13 protein-coding genes are annotated in these 18532 nt (G+C 71.7%); 9 read left to right on the top strand and 4 right to left on the bottom strand.

Annotation, left to right across the window (positions count from 1 at the left end):
• Both ACFFNX_RS17780 and ACFFNX_RS17775 read left to right on the top strand, forming a co-directional pair.
• Positions 1-2216, top strand: a 2216-nt coding sequence (locus ACFFNX_RS17780; protein WP_378202860.1) for a ComEC/Rec2 family competence protein, incomplete at its 5' end; no start/stop codon positions are given.
• A gap of 154 nt (positions 2217-2370) precedes the next feature.
• The gene (locus ACFFNX_RS17775) at positions 2371-5721 is read left to right on the top strand and encodes an NACHT N-terminal Helical domain 1-containing protein (RefSeq protein WP_378202857.1); all 3351 of its coding nucleotides are present in this window, start codon (positions 2371-2373) and stop codon (positions 5719-5721) included.
• A 30-nt stretch (positions 5722-5751) separates the two neighbouring features.
• Here ACFFNX_RS17775 and ACFFNX_RS17770 read toward each other — a convergent pair whose 3' ends face one another.
• Entirely contained in the window at positions 5752-6750 is a 999-nt protein-coding gene (locus ACFFNX_RS17770; protein ID WP_378202854.1) for an LLM class flavin-dependent oxidoreductase, read from the bottom strand.
• Positions 6751-6868: 118 nt separating this feature from the next.
• Between ACFFNX_RS17770 and ACFFNX_RS17765 the strand changes: the two genes are divergently transcribed.
• From ACFFNX_RS17765 to ACFFNX_RS17755, 3 genes are all read left to right on the top strand, one after another.
• Positions 6869-7360, top strand: coding sequence for a PNPOx family protein (locus ACFFNX_RS17765; RefSeq protein WP_378202851.1), 492 nt, complete (start codon positions 6869-6871; stop codon positions 7358-7360).
• Positions 7361-7440: 80 nt separating this feature from the next.
• Positions 7441-8400 (top strand): DNA polymerase III subunit delta, encoded by a 960-nt coding sequence (gene holA, locus ACFFNX_RS17760; RefSeq protein ID WP_378202847.1) that lies wholly within the window; start codon positions 7441-7443, stop codon positions 8398-8400.
• Between the two features lie 319 nt (positions 8401-8719).
• Positions 8720-9226, top strand: a complete 507-nt coding sequence (locus ACFFNX_RS17755) for a hypothetical protein (protein WP_378202844.1) — start codon at positions 8720-8722, stop codon at positions 9224-9226.
• Between the two features lie 761 nt (positions 9227-9987).
• Here ACFFNX_RS17755 and rpsT read toward each other — a convergent pair.
• Both rpsT and ACFFNX_RS17745 read right to left on the bottom strand, forming a co-directional pair.
• A complete protein-coding gene (rpsT, locus tag ACFFNX_RS17750; RefSeq protein WP_378202842.1) occupies positions 9988-10257 on the bottom strand; it encodes a 30S ribosomal protein S20 in 270 nt (89 codons plus the stop codon).
• Positions 10258-10342: 85 nt separating this feature from the next.
• Complete coding sequence (locus ACFFNX_RS17745) at positions 10343-11287, bottom strand: phosphotransferase family protein (protein ID WP_378202839.1); 945 nt, start codon at positions 11285-11287, stop codon at positions 10343-10345.
• 926 nt (positions 11288-12213) lie between these two features.
• On the opposite strand from ACFFNX_RS17745, the gene lepA reads away from it, so the two are divergent.
• From lepA to hemW, 4 genes are all read left to right on the top strand, one after another.
• On the top strand, positions 12214-14043 hold the full coding sequence (gene lepA, locus ACFFNX_RS17740) for a translation elongation factor 4 (protein WP_378202836.1): 1830 nt from the start codon (positions 12214-12216) through the stop codon (positions 14041-14043).
• A gap of 56 nt (positions 14044-14099) precedes the next feature.
• Positions 14100-14960, top strand: coding sequence for an LLM class F420-dependent oxidoreductase (locus ACFFNX_RS17735; protein WP_378202833.1), 861 nt, complete (start codon positions 14100-14102; stop codon positions 14958-14960).
• Positions 14961-16100: 1140 nt separating this feature from the next.
• Positions 16101-16550, top strand: coding sequence for an ATP-binding protein (locus ACFFNX_RS17730; RefSeq protein ID WP_378202830.1), 450 nt, complete (start codon positions 16101-16103; stop codon positions 16548-16550).
• Between the two features lie 268 nt (positions 16551-16818).
• A complete protein-coding gene (hemW, locus tag ACFFNX_RS17725; protein WP_378202827.1) occupies positions 16819-18027 on the top strand; it encodes a radical SAM family heme chaperone HemW in 1209 nt (402 codons plus the stop codon).
• Here the strand turns inward: hemW and ACFFNX_RS17720 are convergent.
• A partial coding sequence (locus ACFFNX_RS17720; protein WP_378202824.1) for a DUF4870 domain-containing protein occupies positions 18020-18532 on the bottom strand: 513 nt, incomplete at its 5' end. The two genes, hemW and ACFFNX_RS17720, sit on opposite strands and share 8 nt — an antisense overlap.

The raw sequence follows: 18532 nt of genomic DNA, 5'->3' as shown, positions 1-18532 counted from the left end.
CCACGGACCGCACCGCCCCGCCGCCGCGTCCGCTCCGGCCTCCGAACGCGGAGGCGCCCGACCGGCCCGAGGGCTCCGGCGGGATGCGCACGGCGACGGCGGCCATCCTGATCTGCGTCGCCGCCTCCGCGTTCGGGGTCGGATCACGGCTGGCCGCCGTCGGTTCCGGGCCGGTACGCGCGCTGGCGAAGCGCGAGTCCACGGCACGCCTCGACGCGGTCGTGACGGGCGATCCGAAAGCGGTCGTCAAGCCCGGCGCGGTCCACCACCACGAAACGGTGATCGTCCCGGTCCGTGTCGAGCGGGTCGACCGGCAGCGTGTACGGGTGCCCGTCCTCGTCTTCGCCACGGACCCGGCCTGGACGGGGCTGCTGCCGAGCCGTCACGTCCGATTCACCGCCCGCCTGACGACTCCGGAGCGCGGTGAGCTTTTGGCGGCCATCGCCCTGGTGCGCGACCCGCCGACCATGCTCGGGGCGCCGTCGGGGCCGCAACGCGTGGCCGGGGTCATCCGCCTGCGGCTGCGGGCGGCGGCGAGCCACCTGCCGGGCGATCAGCGCGGGTTGCTGCCCGGCCTGGTCGACGGCGAGACCTCGCTGCTCCGGCCCGATCTGGCCGACGCGTTCGCGAAAGCCGGGCTCACCCACCTCATGGCCGTCAGCGGCGAGAACCTCTCTCTGATCCTGGGCGCCGTGCTCGGCCTCGGCCGGCTCGCCGGGCTGGGCCGGCGGGCGGGTCCGCTGCTCGCCGGCGCCGCCATCGTCGGCTTCGTCGTCCTGGCACGTCCCTCGCCGAGCGTGCTGCGCGCCGCCGTCATGGGCGGCGTCGCACTGATCGCGGTGGTCGGCGGACGCGAACGCCAGGGGGTGCCCGCGCTCTGCGCCACCGTCCTGGTCCTCGTTCTCGCCGATCCGGAGCTGGCCCGGTCGTACGGCTTCGCGCTCTCGGCGTTCGCGACGGCGGGCATCCTCGTGCTCGCCCCGGCCTGGCGCGACCGGCTCAGCAGGCGGATGCCACGAGGCCTCGCCGAGGCTCTCGCCGTGTCCACCGCCGCGCATCTCGCGTGCGCGCCGCTGCTGGCGATGCTCGGCACCGGAGTCAGCCTGTCCGCGATACCGGCCAATCTCCTCGCGGCTCCGGCCGTCGCACCGGCGACGCTGCTCGGCGTCTTCGCCGCGACGGTCGCGCCGTTCTCCCTCGGCGCCGCCCGTCTCATCGTGTGGCCGGCGGGTCTGGCGGTCGGCTGGATCACGAGCGTCGCCCGGTTCTTCGCCGCGATGCCGTACGCGGTGATCGGCTGGCCGGCCGGCCTCGCCGGTGTCGCCCTCCTGCTCGCCGCGGTCGTCGCGAGTGTGCTGGTGTTCCGCCGGCCGTTGGCACGAGGGATCGCCGCCGCGGCCCTGGTGGGCGTCGCGCTCATCGCCGTCGGCATGCACGTCTTCGCGCCGTCCTGGCCGCCAAGCGGCTGGCTGTTCGTGGCCTGCGACGTCGGTCAGGGCGACGGCCTGGCGCTGTTCACCGGCCACGGGCAGGCCGTTGTCGTCGACACCGGTCCCGATCCGCACGCGATGGACCGGTGCCTGCACGACCTCGGCGTCCGCACCGTTCCGCTGCTGGTCCTCACCCATCCGCACGCCGACCACATCGACGGCCTGCCCGGCGTACTGCGCGGCCGGGCTGTCGGCACCGTCGTGATCAGCCCGGACAGCGACGGTGAGGAACGGCACCTCCTGGCCGGCCGGACACCCCGCACGGCCGGCATCGGCGACGTCTGGACCGTCGGCCCGCTCACCCTGGCCGTCCTCGGTCCGCTCAGCACCCTGCGCGTGACCGACCGGGACACCGGCACCACGGTCAACAACGCCAGCATCGTCATGCTCGCCCGCTGGCCGGACCTCAGCGTCATGCTCTCCGGCGACGTGGAGATCGAGGCGCAGCGCGAGCTCTTGGCGGCCGGCGTCCCCGCCGCGCAGGTCCTGAAGATCCCGCATCACGGCTCGTCCCATCAGGACCCCGCCTTCCTGGCCGCCGTGCGCGCCCGGGTGGCGATCGCCTCCGTCGGGGCGGACAACGACTACGGCCATCCGGCACCGTCGACCATGTCCGCCCTGACCCGTCTCGGCGAGCACGTCTACCGCACCGACCGCGACGGCGATGTCGCCGTCATCGGCTCTCCCGGAGGCCCCACCGTCGTGACCCGGAGGAACAGACCATGACCGCGCGGAGTGCGGTTCCGATGAAGGAGTGCCCATGAGCAGGCGCGACACCCTTCGAGGTACGGGCGTCCTTCGCCGGGTCCTGGCGACGGGATGCGCCCGTGTCCTCCTATTCCTCGATAATGCCCTCACGCTCTGGCGGCGGGAGGCCTGGATGACGCTGGAAACCGCGGCGGTCGCGGTCGGCAAGGCGCTGGGGAGGCACCTGGCGCAGGCATGGCTCACCGGCCGTGCCGGCGAGAGTGAGCGGGGCAAGGACCTCATCGAACTGACCCGGGCGCGGTTCCCCGACCGGATCGCGCGCCGGCGGTTCGAACGCCAGGTCGCCGACGTCGCCGACCAGTTCGCCGAACGGCTGCTGACCGTGTCCGGTCATGAGTACGGCGGGCCGGCCGAGAGCGACAAGGCGGCCGCGCTCGCCGAGGTCGTGCTGACGCTGACCGACGCCGATCTGTCCGACCGAGCGCTGTTCGCGGCGGATCTGGACCCCGCACGCGTCGCCGCCCGGATCCGCGCCGGCCTGCCCCAGCGCCGCGTCGAGGCTCAGCTCGGACACGCGGGCGCCCGTCTGTACGACGTCGTGCTGGACGAATGCTGTGACTGCTTCGTGCGGATCGTCCAGCAGTTGCCGCAGTTCGGCCCCCGGGCCTCCGCCGAGGCGCTCGCACGTCTCTCCGGCGTCTCCGAGCAGGTGGCGCTGCTCCTGACCCGCCTGCCGGTCCGTACGCTCGACGCTCCGGAGGGCACGGCGACCGACGAGGCGTTCCGCCGTCGTTATCTCGAGCACATCAGCGTCACCCAGGACGTTCTGGAGCTCTTCGGCGTACGCGTCGAGCGCTACCGCCCCCGTACGACGCTGAGCGTGGCCTACATCAGCCTCAGCGTCTCCGCCGACGACCACACCGGCGACCGCCGGCACCGCGCCGGCCGCACGCCGCACCTCGACGAATGGCGCACGCACGAGCACGACCCCGGTGAGGCGACGCTCCGGGTGGAGGCCGCGCTGGCCCGCGACCCGCTGACGCTCATCCGAGGTGAGGCCGGGTCGGGCAAGAGCACCCTGCTCCGCTGGCTGGCGATCTCCGCCGCGCGGGGCACCTTCACCGGGGATCTCGCCGGATGGAACGGCTACGTCCCATTCCTGATCAGGCTGCGCAGCCACACCGGCCGTGCGCTGCCGCCGCCCGAGCGGTTCCTGGAAGGGGTGGCGGACACCATCGCCGGGCTGATGCCGGCCGGCTGGGTGCACCGCCGTCTTCAGGACGGCCGTGTCCTGCTCATGGTCGACGGGGTCGATGAGCTGCCGGGCGCGCAGCGGCGGGCCGTACGCCCCTGGCTCGCCGGTCTCATCGCCGAATATCCGGGGCTGCGCGTCGTCGTCACGTCGCGGCCCGCGGCGGCCGGGTCCGACTGGCTCGCGGCGGAGGGGTTCACGACCGCGCTGCTGGAGCGGATGACGCCCGCCGACATCAAGGAACTGATCCGGCACTGGCACGACGCGGTCCGTGACGCCGGAGACCTCCCATGCACGCCCGAGCAACTGCCCGGCTTCGAGGCGGCGCTGCTGGCGCGCATGGAGTCGGCGCCCCACCTGCGCGCGCTCGCGGGCAGCCCACTGCTCGCCGCGATGCTCTGCGCGCTCAACCTCGACCGGGAGAAACAACTGCCGCGCGACCGGATGGGCCTGTACGCGGCCGCGCTCGAGCTTCTGCTCGAACGCCGTGACGTCGAGCGCCAGATCCAGTCCGACGACGGCATCACCCTCGAACGCGCGCAGAAGCTGCGGATCCTGCAGGAGCTCGCCTGGCGTCTGTCGATCACCGGGCGCACCGAGCTGCCGAGAGACGCGGTGATCCGCTGGACCGGGGAGAGGCTCGCCGCGATGCCGAGCGCTCCGGGTGACGCCGAGGCCGTGCTCGAACACCTGCTGGAGCGCAGCGGCGTCCTGCGCGAGCCCGTGCCCGGCCGGATCGACTTCGTGCACCGGACCGTGCAGGAGTACCTCACCGCCAAGCAGTTCGCCGACGACGGTGACCTCGAGCCGCTGATCGCCCAGGCGCACAAGGACCAGTGGCGCGAGACCATCATCATGGCCGCGGGCCACGCCAACGCGCCGCAGCGTTCTGAGCTGCTGCGCGGCCTGCTCGCCCGGGTCCACGCGGAGCCGCGTGCCGCCCGCCGGCTGAAGCTCCTGATCGCCGGATGCCTGGAGACCCTCCCGGCCATCCCCGGTGAGTCGCGCGAGGGCATCGACGACTGCCTCGACGACCTCGTCCCGCCCCGCGACCTGGCCTCCGCCCGCTCACTGTCGAACGTCGGCGAGCCGATCCTCGCCCGCCTTCCCCGTACGCCGGACGGGCTCTCCGCCGCAGCGGCCCGCGCCGTCGTCCGCACCGCGTGGCTGGTCAACGGGCCCGGCGCTCTCGACCTGCTCGCCGGGTACGGCGGCGATCCGCGGGCCGAGGTGCAGCAGGAGCTGATCAGGGGCTGGGAGTACTTCGACCCGGACCGGTACGCCGCGAACGTCCTTGCCGACACCCTGTTGGTCGGCGGGAGTCTCTACCTCGCGGAACCCCGCCTGATCCCCGCCCTGCGTCATCTGCGGCACCTGACGTGGTTCGAGGTGGAACCACGCACGGTGAACGACCTGTCCTTCCTGGAGGGCCTCGGCACGCCGTTTACGTACCTGGGGGTCCGCGGGTTGTGCTCCGGTGACCTGTCGCCACTCACCGCCTACGCCGACACCCTCACGGGCCTCACCATCTCCGTCCAGACGAAGGTGGAGGACTTCACGCCGTTGCATCGGCTGCGCGGACTCGACACCCTCAGCCTGGGCGCCGAGGAGATCACCGATCTGGACTTCGTCCGTGGCCTGCCGAAGCTGGAGCGCCTGCAACTGAACCGGCTGGCGAACGTCACGGACCTGTCCCCGCTGCGCGACCAGGACGCGCTGAACAGCCTGCACCTGGACGACTGCCGGGCGTTGACGGACATCCGTGACCTACCCATTCCGGAGTCGCTCACCGACCTGGGGCTGCTCGCCTCCTCCCTGAGCTCCGGCATCGACGCGCTGGCCGAGCTCGCGCCCCGCGTCGATTCCCTGACGCTCAACCGCTCGCCCGGGGTGGCGGACATCCGGCAGCTGGTCCCGCTGAATCTGCGCCGGCTCGCACTGTGGGGCTGCCGCGGCATCACCGACTTCACCGCGCTCGCCGACATGCGTGAGCTCGTGTTCCTCGACCTGGAGGACACGAACATCGCGGACCTGGCACCGATCGGCGAGCTCACGCGGCTGACGACGCTCTGGCTCCGCGGCTGCGAGAACGTCACCGACCTGGCCCCGCTGGCCGCCCTCCCCGAGCTGAAAGACCTCTTCATCGCGGACATCGGCCCGGGAGCGGACCTCGCGCCCCTCGCGGGCAACCGGCGCGTCACCGTCTACGTCCGCAAGGCGCAGGACGTACGCGATGCGAGGTCCCTCGGCCGGCGGCTCCGTGTCGACTGAGCACCCGCGCCGTCTAACCGGGGCGGCCGGTCACAGGTCCTTGGCGACCTCCGCGATGATCTCGTACGAACGACGGCGGGCGTCCGGGTCGCCGATGTTCGTGGAGACCATGAGCTCCTGGGGCCGGGTGCGTTCGAGCAGCTTCAGCAGTCCCTTACGGACGGTGTCCGGGCCGCCGACGATGTGCGACTCGGTGAACGACGCGATCGCCTCGCGTTCCTGCGGTGCGTAGTCATACGCCTGCGCCTCCTCCGGCGTCGGCAGCAGGCCCGGGTTGCCCGAGCGCAGCCGCAGGATCGACAGGCCCTGCGGGGCGGCGAGACGCTGCGCCTCCTCGTCGGTGTCGGCGGCGAACACCGCCGCGGTCACCATCGCGTACGGCCGGTCCAGGCCGCCGGCCGGTTCGAAGCTCGACCGGTACAGCTCCAGCGCGGGATCGGTGAACCGCGCGCTGAAGTGGTGCGCGAACGCGAACGGCAGGCCGAGAACGCCGGCGAGCTGCGCGCTGTACCCGCTTGAGCCCAGCAGCCACACGGCCGGTGGGCTGGCCCCGGTGGGCACGGCGCGGATCCGCGGGTACGTGCCGTCGAGGAACGCCCGGAGCTGGGCCAGGTCCTCGGGGAACGCGTCCGCGCTCAGGTCGGGGCTGCGGCGCAGCGCGTACGCCGTCGCCTGGTCCGTGCCCGGTGCGCGGCCGATGCCCAGGTCGATGCGGCCCGGGTGCAGCGCCTCCAGCGTGCCGAACTGTTCCGCCACGACCAGCGGCGCGTGGTTCGGCAGCATCACGCCGCCCGAACCCACGCGCAGAGTCGACGTGGCCTCCGCGAGATGCGCGATGAGGACGGCGGGGGAGGAGCTGGCGATACCGGGCATGCCGTGGTGCTCGGCCACCCACAGGCGGTGGTAACCGAGCCGCTCCACCACCGGGGCGAGATCGACGGACGCCCGCAACGCCTCCGCGGGGGTCGTCGTCGTGCTCACCGGCACGAGGTCCAGCACTGACCAGCGCACATCACTGAATTCGGCCATGTAACACGTAACCGGCCGCGTCTGATGGCGATTCCCGCAGTCCCGCACGAGGCAGAGTGAGATCCGGACGAGTCTGTTCCAAGGGCCCGTCACGGGTTACATCGGGCATTATTGGACGATGAGCCGAGAAGCATCCGGCACCCGCGGACCCCAGGGGCTGTTGCTCCACGCTCTGCGGGCACCGCGTTGGGTGTACCGCCACGACCTGGGTTTCCTTCTCGGCAAACGCTTCCTCTATCTGGCCCACCAGGGACGCCTCAGCGGACTCCGCCGCGACACCGTGCTGGAGGTCGCCCGTCTCGACCACGAGACCCGCGAGGTCATCGTGGTCGCCGCGTGGGGAAACCGCGCCGACTGGGTGCGCAACATCCGCGCCGGCCGCGTGCTCGAACTGCGCATCGGTCACCTGCGGTTCGCCGAGCCCGAGCACCGCTTCCTGTCCGCCGAGGAGTGCCGCTCGCTGCTCGTCTCCCTCAGCGAGGCGCATCCGCTCGGCTGGCGGCTGCTGACGACGGTGTTCCCGCTGCCGCCGGACCCGAAGAACGACGACCTCGGTTCCGTACGCGCCGTCGCGTTCCGCCCCCACGTCCCGGCCGAGACCGGCCGGTAGCGGACCGCCGGCGCGTCCCGTTTGGCGCCGAAGTCGCCGGTACGGCGCGGGGGATCCTCGCGGCATGGCATGCTGCAAGCGTGTCCTCCGAACGTCTCACACTGATCGTCGGTGACGAAGAACTGCTGGTCGACCGGGCGATCGCCGACGTCGTCAAGGCCGCACGCGCGCGCGAGTCCGATGTCGAGGTGCACGAGCTGACCCCGGCGACGCTGAACCGCGGCGCGCTCGCCGAGCTGACCTCGCCGTCGCTGTTCGGCGGGGGCCGGGTCGTCGTGCTCCGCTCCGCGCAGGACTTCGGCAAGGACCTGATCGCCGAGATCGGCGCGTACGCCAAGAACCCCGCCGACGACATCGACCTCGTCACCGTGCACGCGGGCGGCGCCAAGGGCAAGGCACTGCTCGACGCCCTCACCAAGGCGGGCGCGCGCAAGGTCACCTGCCAGAAGATCTCCCGGCCGGGAGAGCGGGTCGCCTTCGTACGGGCCGAGGTACGCCGGGCCGGCGGCAGCATCGGCGAGGACGCCGCGCGCAGCCTGCTCGACGCCGTGGGCAACGACCTGCGCGAGCTCGCCAGCGCCTGCAGCCAGCTCGTCGCCGACACCGGCGGCAAGGTCGGCGACGCGGCGGTCGCGCGCTACCACCGCGGGCGCGCGGAGGTCAGCGGCTTCAACGTCGCCGACCGTACGGTGGAGGGCAAGCTCGCCGACGCGCTCGAACAGCTGCGCTGGGCCCTGGCCACGGGCGTCGCCCCGGTCCTGATCACGAGCGCGCTCGCCCAGGGTGTCCGCTCACTCGCCAAGGTCGGCGGCGCCCCTCGCGGGCTGCGCGGGGCCGGGCTCGCCAAGGAGCTGGGCATGCCGCCGTGGAAGGTCGACCGCGTACGGCAGCAGCTGCGCGGCTGGACGCCGGACGGTGTCGCGCAGGCCCTTCAGGTGGTGGCCGAGACCGATGCTCAGGTGAAGGGCGGGGGCGCCGACGCGGCGTATGCTCTGGAGAAGGCGATCAACCAGATCGTCGCCGCCCGCGGTACGCGCTGACGCGCCGTCCCCCGGCGGGCGTGCGGGCGCCGGGCAGGGCGAGGTGGATTCGGATGGAAGGCTCGCGGGAGCCGGTGGCGGAAGGACCGAGGTTCCCGGTCGTCTGGCGCGGATACGACCGACGGCAGGTGGACGAGTACATATGGAGCCGGACGGCGGATGGGACCGGCGGAAGGCCGCCGAGGTTCACCATGGTACTCCGCGGATACGACCGCCGCGCCGTCGATCGGTACCTCGATGAATTCGGCGGTTAGACGGCGTCCGCGATAATCGGTTTACCGCCGGGCGGGATATGCCGCAACCTGGTGCGATGAATGTCATGACGGAACCGCGCCTGGGAGTCGATTTCGGCCGGGTCATCCACGGCGGCGCGGCGGAATCGGGGCAGGCGGACACCGCCTTCCTCGACGGAGACGCCGAGGAGGCGATGCGATCCCCGGCCACGGCGGGAATGTTCGAGACCCTGCCGGGACTGGTCGACCGGTTCGACGGCCGAGTCTGGGTGATATCAAAGTGCGGCGAACGCATTCAACGCCGCACCCTGGAATGGCTCGATCACCACGACTTCTACCGGCGCACCGGAGTCCCGTCGCAGAACGTCCGCTTCTGCCGAAAACGCGCCGACAAGGCCATCCACTGCGCCGAACTCGGCATCACCCACATGGTCGACGACCGCCTCGCGGTGCACACGGCCCTGCGAGGCCTGGTACCGAACCTGTACCTGTTCGGCCCCCAGCCGACCACCCCACCGGACTGGGTGCACCCGATCGCGACCTGGCCAGAACTCGAAGACGAGATCACCGCTTCGTGGCCCGTGGAATCTTGAGCCCACGTACGGCGTGAATCGGGCGAGTTCACCGGCTTCTGACCCGGCAGGTCCTGAGCCTACGCACTGTCCGGATCAGGGAACGCCGTGCTGCGGCCCCCGGCGCCAGGAGGGTGAAGGGACGGCGGTGGGGGACCGTCGCTTCGGCAGGCGACGAATCTAACGGTCGCCGCAAAAAATGGTCGCCAACGCGCTGCCGTTCGTCGTCTCGGTCGCGCTCGGCGCGTGCGGGCCTTGTTCGCCCTGCCCGGCTGCGCTGAACACACCAAAGGGGATTGCGGGCCGATCGAAGATGCCGAGAGGGACCAGGAGAGGGGCGGCGTTCGCGGTGCGATTTTGGATGGCCCGGTGGGGTGCGGCTTTGGATCGGTGGGCTTGCGGTCGCTGACGACGCCGTACATTCCGGCGAGTGGCACTTGGTCGCGGCAGCGCTGCTCCCGCGAGACCGAGGCAAGGGCTCGCCAACGCGACCGTGGGCCGGTGAGCACGGGACTGGTCACTCCCTGGCCAGGGGCGGACAGATCTTCGGCGTCGCGAAAGTGACGGGTCGCGGCGATTCGCCGAGTTCCTGTTCGGCGCCGAGGACCGGCCAGCGGGCTCGCATCGCGACCTTGGACGAGCCGGTGGGGCGGTGCGGCCTGGAATCGGCCGGACGGCCTGCGGCGCGGTCTTCGGAATGACCGAATGGTGCGCGGCGTGGTCTTTGGCGGCACAACGACGCCGCGCCCGGTCGGGGCGCGGCGTCGAGGAGCCTTGGAACCTTACTTGGCCTGCAGTGCGGCGGCGCGCTTGGCGATCGCCGACTTGCGGTTGGCGGCCTGGTTCTTGTGGATGACGCCCTTGCTGGCGGCCTTGTCGAGCTTGCGCAGCGCGATGCGCAGCTGAGTGTTGGTCGCGTCGGCGTCGCCCGACTCGGCGGCCTCGCGGAACTTGCGGATCTCGGTCTTCAGCTCCGACTTGACCGCCTTGTTGCGCAGGCGAGCCTTCTCGTTCTGCTTGTTCCGCTTGATCTGGGACTTGATGTTCGCCACGAAAGAAGCCTCAGGTTATTAAGTCGATGGGATGGGGCGCGGGACCTAGACGCGCCCACACGCAGTGGGACAGCCTACCAAGCCACTAACCCAACGCCCAAACCGAACCAGAATCCCAGCGTCGTGCCAGCCAGCCGACCGCGCTCTCAGCGTACGCCCGCTGGTAGGCGCGGATCGTCGGCAGGCCGGGTGGAGCCGGGCGGCGGCAGTGATCAGCCAGGAACCCGGCGAACGCGCACAGCAGCGCGTCCACACCTTCACGAGGCGCGCTGGCGTCGGTGAGGATCTCATCGGCGGCCGGGTCGTTCACCTCGATCAGCAGCAGTGCGAGATCGACCCAGGGCGCGCCCACGCACGCGTGTGCCCAGTCGACGACGTGCACGCCGCCGGAGCGGTCGAGCAGCACGTTGTCGGCACGCAGATCGAGGTGGAGCAGCGTGTCGCCGGCCGCGTGGTCGCCCCACGACTCCTCCAGCGCGGCGAGCCGGTCGAGCCGCCGTGACTCCCACGGGCCCAGATCCGGTGGGGGATCCGCGGCGAGGGTCCGCCAGCCGGTGAACGCGGCATCCATCTTCTCCACCACGCCGGGAAAGCCCTCGGGCGCCGGAGTCAGTGTGCGCGCCATGGCCGCGACCGCCGCGGTGACCCGGTCGAGTTCGTCACGACGCCACGGCAGTGAGGCCGTACGCCCCTCGACGTCCTCGATGCCGAGGACCACCCAGTCACCGTCGTCGTGGCTCCAGAGCAGCCGCGGCGAGGGCACGGCGACCGGCAGCGCGGCGAGCGTACGGGCTTCGCCGCGGTGCAGGCCGGGAGAGGCGGGATTGATCGCCGGCGCCACCGCCTTGACGAACAACCGGCGCCCGTCCTCCAGCAACAGCCGCGCCGCCACACCGGGCGAGAACCCACCTCGCTGATCCCACGCCCGTACGACGGCCGCCCCGGCACGCGCCTCGACGACCGCCCGCACGTGCGCCGGCAGCCCGGCCCAGGCCAGCCGAGGACCGGCGGCGGGTGGAGGCGAAGCCATGGCCGAATCCTCGCCGACCCTTACGGCCCCCTCAACAGAATTTCCCACGCGACACGTACGCGCACGACGACCAGAACCCCGCCCGCCCCAGCGCCACGCGGAGGACAAGCCCCGCCCGCCACAGGCTTGCCAGGACATGCCCCGCCCGCCACGGACATGCCCCGCCCGCCACGGACATGCCCCGCCCGCCACGGGGGGCTCACCCCAATCTCATTGTCCAGCGCTCAGATCTGCCGGAGGAAGGGTCTCGATCGCCTGTGGATAACTACGCCTGACCGCTTCTGGCTGGCCGTGCCTCGCGTCTAGCCTGCCGTGACCGCGTTCGGCGTGCCGTGACCGGGTCTGGCGTGCTGCGGCCGGGTCTGGCGTGCCGTGACCGCGTTTGGCCTGCCGTGATCGGGTCTGGCTTGACAGGGCTTGGATTGACTCCGCGACCGGGCGCACCGGCCAGCCCGCCATCGACGCCGCCGCGACGTACCGCTTGACGTTCACCGCGCCGTTGCCGATCACCCGCTCAGAATGGAGGTGATCTGCTCGCGGGACATGCTGCGGGTGCTGGGCTGACTCGGCGACCGGGCCTGGCATGCTGTGCCCCACGTCCGGCTGGATCTGTGCCCACGCCTTGGCTGGCTCTGCGCCCCGCTTAGATCGTTGCGCCCTGCCCACGCCCGTGCCCGTGACTGGGATGGCTTCGCGCCCCCTCTGGTTTGCGGTCCCGTGCGTGGCGTTTGGTCTTGGTCGCCGTCGTCTTCGGCGGTCCTGTTGATCGGCGACGGCCGCGTGCCTCGCGTGTGGGGACACGTGAGGGCGTACGCGCCGTGTCGTGATGGTCGGACCGGGGCCCTCTCGGGTGGGCGCGGAACCGAGCATCGCGTGCGGCATGGGACCATGGATAACGCTAGATCCACCACTTCACGAGGACGCCGGTGCCGCCCGTACCGAACCAGACCCACACCGATCCCGCGGTGATTCGCAACTTCTGCATCATCGCGCACATCGACCATGGCAAGTCGACGCTCGCCGACCGCATGCTGCAGCTCACCGGTGTGGTCGAGGAGCGCCAGATGCGTGCGCAATATCTCGATCGCATGGACATCGAGCGTGAGCGCGGCATCACCATCAAGAGCCAGGCCGTACGCCTGCCGTGGAAGGACTACGTCCTCAACCTCATCGACACGCCCGGGCACGTCGACTTCTCCTACGAGGTCTCCCGGTCGCTCGAGGCGTGTGAAGGCGCCGTGCTGCTCGTGGACGCCGCTCAGGGCATCGAGGCGCAGACGCTCGCCAACCTCTACCTCGCGCTCGAGGCGGACCTGCACATCATCCCGGTCCTCAACAAGATCGATCTGCCGGCGGCGCAGCCGGACAAGTACGCCGAGGAGATCGCCGGGATCATCGGCTGTGATGCGGACGAGGTCCTGCGGGTCTCCGGCAAGACCGGCGAGGGCGTCGAGGAGCTGCTCGACAACATCGTCGCGACCGTGCCGCCGCCGACGGGCGACCCCGACGGGCCCGCGCGGGCGCTGATCTTCGACTCGGTGTACGACACCTACCGTGGCGTCGTCACGTACGTGCGGGTGGTCGACGGGCGCCTGTCGCGGCGTGAGAAGAGCCTCATGATGTCCACCGGGGCGGCGCACGAGACGCTCGAGGTCGGGGTGATCTCGCCCGAGCCCAAGCCGGTCGACGGGCTCGGCGTCGGCGAGGTCGGATACCTCATCACCGGCGTGAAGGACGTGCGTCAGGCGCGTGTCGGCGACACGGTGACCAGCGCGAGCCGCAGGGCCGACGAGGCCCTCGGCGGCTACCGTCACCCCCGGCCGATGGTCTTCTCCGGCCTGTACCCGGTGGACGGCGACGACTACCCCGAGCTGCGCGACGCCCTCGACAAGCTGCGGCTCAACGACGCCGCGCTTGTGTACGAGCCGGAGACGTCGCTGGCGCTCGGCTTCGGGTTCCGCTGCGGGTTCCTGGGCCTGCTGCACATGGAGATCGTCCGTGAGCGGCTGGAGCGGGAGTTCGACCTGTCGCTGATCTCCACCGCGCCGAACGTCGTCTACCGCGTCGTCATGGAGAACGCCGAGGAGCACCGGGTCACCAACCCCAGCGAGTTCCCCGAGGGCAAGATCAACACGGTGTACGAGCCGGTGGTGCGGGCCACGCTCCTGTCGCCGTCCGAGCACATCGGGGCGATCATGGAGCTGTGCCAGAGCCGCCGCGGCGTGCTGCTCGGCATGGACTACCTGTCCGAGGACCGCGTCGAGATCCGCTACACGCTGCCGCTGGCCGAGATCATCTTTGACTTCTTCGACCAGCTGAAGTCCCGTACGCGCGGGTACGCCTCGCTCGACTACGAGCCCAGCGGCGAGCAGGAGGCCGACCTGGTCAAGGTCGACATCCTGTTGCAGGGCGAGTCGGTGGACGCGTTCAGCCAGATCGTGCACAAGGACAAGTCCCGCGAGTACGGCCTGATGATGACGGCCAAGCTCAAGGAGCTGATCCCGCGCCAGCAGTACGAGGTGCCGATCCAGGCCGCGGTGGGTTCGCGGATCATCGCACGTGAGAACATCCGCGCCATCCGCAAGGACGTACTCGCCAAGTGCTACGGCGGTGACATCTCCCGTAAGCGCAAGCTGCTGGAGAAGCAGAAGGAGGGCAAGAAGCGGATGAAGACGATCGGCCGGGTCGACGTCCCGCAGGAGGCCTTCGTCGCGGCCCTGTCCACCACCGCCGCCCCGGAGAAGGGCAAGAAATAACCGTCCGTCCGGCCGGGTTGTCGCCTGTCACAAGTCGACCGAAGGTTGGAGCTGGCATGGATCTGGGCCGAATCGGCATCTGGGACTCTGGGCTGCGTAACGAGGACCCGGGAGCCGCGGGCGAGATACGCGAGGCCGCGGCGGAGCTGGACGAGCTCGGCTACGGCGCGATCTGGCTCGGCGCCAGTCCCGGCGTACGCCACGCGCGCCCGGTGCTGGCGGCGACCTCACGCGTCGTCGTCGCGACCGGCATCCTGAGCATCTGGGACTACGACGCCGCCGAGGTGGCCGAAGAACAGGCCGCCGTCGCCGCGGAGTACCCCGGGCGCTTCCTGCTCGGCCTCGGCGCCAGCCACGGCGTCCTGGCCAAGGACTACTCCAAGCCCTACTCCGCGATGGTGGGCTTCATCGACCGGCTCGACGCCGCCGGGTCGCCTAAGTCCGGCCGGGTGCTCGCCGCGCTCGGTCCCCGCATGCTCGCGCTGTCGCGTGACCGCGCCGCGGGCGCCCACCCGTACCTCATCACCCCCGAGCACACCGCCACGGCCCGCGAGATCCTCGGCCCGGACCCGCTGCTGGCTCCGGAGATGAAGGTCGTCCTCGACACCGACCCCGAACGCGCCCGCACCACCGCGCGCGGCCGCCTCGCGACCTATCTCCAGCTGCCGAACTACACGAGCAACCTGCGACGTTTCGGCTTCACCGACGACGACATCCGCGACGGCGGCAGCGACCGGCTGGTCGACGCGCTGTTCGCCTGGGGCGGTATGGACGCGATCCGCCGGCGGATCGAGGAGCACCGTGAGGCCGGCGCCGACCACGTGGTTTTGCAGGTCACAACCGCCGAGCACGGGTCCCTGCCCCGGAAGCAGTGGCGGGAACTCGCGGACGGGCTGGAGCTGCGGCAGCGCGCCTGAGCGAGCCGACGACCTGCGCCGCAGGCCGCACGAGGATCTCGTTGACGGTGGCGTGGCGAGGCCGGGGCGCCATGAACGCGACGTGATGTCGTCTGGCGGGCCGTGGTCGTGTCGGGCGCGTACTCGTGGCCGGTTCGATGGGCCGGTGCGTGTGTGGTGTTCGGCGGGCTCTTGGCGCAGGGCTTCGGAGAAGCCGACGGGGTGTTCGGTTGCTCACCGGGCCGGGCACCTCGCGTCCCGTGGTCGAGCTGATGGTGACGAGGTCGGCCCACGCCTGCGGCCCGGGCCAGATGCGGCAGAGCGGCGTGGGTGGCGTTGAGGGCCCCGTTGAGGTTGACCGTGCCGTGTCAGTCGCCCGGGATGTCGGTGCCGTCGCGGTCGCGCTGCGGATCGCATCGGCGTCGGTGACGTCGGCCTGGTAGCGGTGTGCTCGGCCGTCCGTGCGCGCGTTGATGGTCTCGGCGAGTTCGGCGAGTTCGGCGAGTTCGGCGAGTCGTCGTGGCGGCGGGCGAGCCGCCCCTTCGGCGGCGGGCGATCGCGTCCGCGGCGCTCTGGACGCGCCGGTGGTGACTGCTGAGATATAGCTGAGCACGGCATTCGGGCCGACCTGTCGGGCCTTCGCCGCTCGGGCCGAGCGGCGAAGACCCGGGGGCTCGCCGCTCATGGCGCGGCGGGTGCCCTGGAGGGCCGCGGCGCGGCGGCGTCATCGCCCGCGTCAGCATCCTGGCGATCCGTGGCGAGGCCGACCAGCCGCTGGACAGCCCGATGACGAACACCGGTATGACGCGCAGCATCCCGCCTGTCGCGCGGCGGCCCGCCTGTGGTGCAGCACCCCCGCCTGCCGCGTGGCGGCCCGTCTGTCGTGAACCGGCCGCGCCTGCCGCATGTCGCGCCGCAGCCGCGCCTGTCGTGCGGCGGCCCGTCTGTCGTGCGGCGGTTGCGGGCGCGACCTCACGGTCGTACGGCCCGGCGCGCGTCACGGGGCGGGCGGTGCGGTCGGTGGTGATGGTCGTGTCCCGACACCAACATTCGTGTTGGAACCCCCGGCGCGGCAGGGCGGAACGAGGTTCGGTGTTTTTGCGTCACACCGGGGTAGACACGCCGTGCTGCGGTTCGACGGGAGGAACATTGGACGCTGCTATGGCAGGGCGGGGAGTTCGCCGTGACGACTCCCCGCGTGATGCGGATGGCGGCGCCGCGGGGGACACGGCGCCGCACAGCACCATCACCCTGCCGGGCGTCGAGCGTTCGGTGGCGAACGGCCGCCGGTTCGTACGCGAGACGCTCGGGTCGCGGCATCCCGCTCTGGAGCAGGTCGCCCTGGGGGTGAGCGAGCTCGCCACCAACGCGATCGTGCACACGCCGAGCGGCGACGGGGGACAGATCACCATCGTCCTGTCCGCGTACGGGGAGGTCGTCCGTGCCGAGGTCACCAACGACGGCACGGCGGCGAGGCGGTCGTGGGTCCGCCGTGACGCTCACGCCGAGAGCGGCCGGGGCATCCTGATCGTCGACGCGCTCGCGGACGCCTGGGGCGTGACCGAGCACTCCGGGCGTACGACGGTGTGGGCGGAGTTCCGCGCCGCCTAGGGGCGTGTTTCGAAGTCCCGCCGTCCGGGACACTGCGCCGTCCGGGACACTCCCCGCCCTCCCAGGGGGCGCCGACCCCACTTCCATTGTCAAGCCCCCCACACGCCAAAGGAAGACCGCACGCACGGCTGTGGAAAACCCACGACCCGACCACTTCGAGGCAGGCCCTCGTGGTCGCTGCCGCCCCCGGCGGCTGAGAAGCCCGGGGCGACGGCGCGGGCAACCCTCACCGGCGCGGGCACCCTCACCGACGCGGCACACTTGAGGCGTGCCTTCGACGCTGCCCGACGGGGATCCGGTTCCGAGAGACGGCGCGCTGCCCGCGAGCGCCCTGACCGGCCTGGGCGCCCGGCCGTTCGGCTTCTACGTGCACGTGCCGTTCTGCGTCACGCGCTGCGGCTACTGCGACTTCAACACCTACACCGCGACCGAGCTGCGCGGCGCCTCACGTGAGTCCTACGCCGACACTGCGATCGCCGAGATCCGCATGGCGCGGCGTGTGCTGGGCGACGTGGACCTGCCGGTGGAGACGGTGTTCGTCGGCGGTGGCACACCGACGCTGCTGCCCGCGGACGACCTCGGCCGGGTGCTGGAGGCGATCGGCAAGGAGTTCGGGCTGGCCGCCGGCGCGGAGGTCACCACCGAGTCCAACCCCGAGACGGCCGGTCCGGCGTACCTGTCGGAGCTGCGTGAGGCGGGCTTCACCCGCGTGTCGTTCGGGATGCAGAGCGTACGGGAGCACGTCCTGGCCGTGCTCGACCGCACGCACACCCCGGGCCGCCCGCAGCAGTGCGTCACCTGGGCGCGGGAGGCCGGGTTCGACCACGTCAACCTCGACCTGATCTACGGCACGCCAGGAGAGAGCGACGCCGACTGGCAGGCCAGCCTCGACGCCGCGGTCGCCGCCGGGCCCGACCACGTCTCGGCTTACGCCCTGATCGTCGAGGAGGGTACGCGCCTGGCCGCGCGGGTGCGCCGCGGCGAGCTGGCCCCGCCCGACGACGACGCGATGGCCGACCGCTACCTCGCCGCCGAGGCCGCTCTCGGCGGGCACGGCCTCGGCTGGTACGAGATCTCGAACTGGGCGGCGAGCGAGGGGGCCCGCTGCCGCCACAACCTGCTCTACTGGACCGGCGGCGACTGGTGGGGTGTGGGCCCCGGCGCGCACAGCCACGTCGGCGGCACGCGCTGGTGGAACGTCAAGCACCCGGCCGCGTACGCCGCCCGGCTCGCGGAGGAGATCACCCCCGCGCACGCCCGCGAGGTGCTGGAGGACGCCGACCGCCGCTTCGAACGGATCATGCTGGAGCTGCGGCTGGCGGACGGCTGCCCGCTCGGCCTGTTCGACGACCCGTCCGCGGTCCGCCGCGCGGTCGGCGACGGCCTCCTGGTCCCCGGGGCGTACGACGCGGGGCGCGCCGTCCTCACCCTGCGCGGACGGCTCCTGGCCGACGCCGTGGTCCGGGACCTCACCTGACCATCCGCCAGCAGAGCCACGTCGGGATCCGGTACATCTCGTAGCGGCCGGCCTTGACCGCGCCGATGATCAGGAACACGAGGTGCACGACGGCGAAGGCGAACATCGACAGGATCGCGACGATCGCCACCGCGGGCACCCGCGCCGCCCCGCCCGCGATCGCGACGGCGATGGCGCCGAAGAAGACGATCAGGTAGCTCAGCGCCAGGTTGAGGGCCTGCGCGCCGTGGAACCGGACGAACGGCGACTGGTCCTTGCGGGCCAGGTAGACGATGAGCGGGGCGAGGAAGCCGATGAGGAACTGGCCCAGGTACCCCAGGAGCGCCCACGTCGTGTCGTCCGACCCGGTGATGCCCGGCCCGTACGGGTGCTGGGGACCGTACGGGCCGTACGGACCGTATGCGCCGTACGGCGGAGGCGGTGGGTCGGCGCCGTACCCGCCCGGTGGCGGGCCGCCGTAGCCGGGCGGCGGGCCGCCGGGGTGGAGACCGCCGGGGCCGGGATC

It is taken from the genome of Actinoallomurus acaciae (assembly GCF_042429965.1).
Classification (GTDB): Bacteria; Actinomycetota; Actinomycetes; order Streptosporangiales; family Streptosporangiaceae; genus Actinoallomurus; species Actinoallomurus acaciae.
Note: the sequence above shows the minus strand (reverse complement) of the source record. Positions and strands in the feature narration are given on the sequence as shown.

Excerpts from the sequence above, each read along its gene's own strand:
- ACFFNX_RS17765 (WP_378202851.1), top strand. The coding sequence starts at position 6,869 with ATGAGCCGAGAAGCATCCGGCACCCGCGGACCCCAGGGGCTGTTGCTC.
- ACFFNX_RS17775 (WP_378202857.1), top strand. The coding sequence starts at position 2,371 with ATGACGCTGGAAACCGCGGCGGTCGCGGTCGGCAAGGCGCTGGGGAGG.
- ACFFNX_RS17735 (WP_378202833.1), top strand. The coding sequence starts at position 14,100 with ATGGATCTGGGCCGAATCGGCATCTGGGACTCTGGGCTGCGTAACGAG.
- ACFFNX_RS17745 (WP_378202839.1), bottom strand. The coding sequence starts at position 11,287 with ATGGCTTCGCCTCCACCCGCCGCCGGTCCTCGGCTGGCCTGGGCCGGG.
- ACFFNX_RS17755 (WP_378202844.1), top strand. The coding sequence starts at position 8,720 with ATGACGGAACCGCGCCTGGGAGTCGATTTCGGCCGGGTCATCCACGGC.
- ACFFNX_RS17770 (WP_378202854.1), bottom strand. The coding sequence starts at position 6,750 with ATGGCCGAATTCAGTGATGTGCGCTGGTCAGTGCTGGACCTCGTGCCG.
- ACFFNX_RS17730 (WP_378202830.1), top strand. The coding sequence starts at position 16,101 with ATGGCAGGGCGGGGAGTTCGCCGTGACGACTCCCCGCGTGATGCGGAT.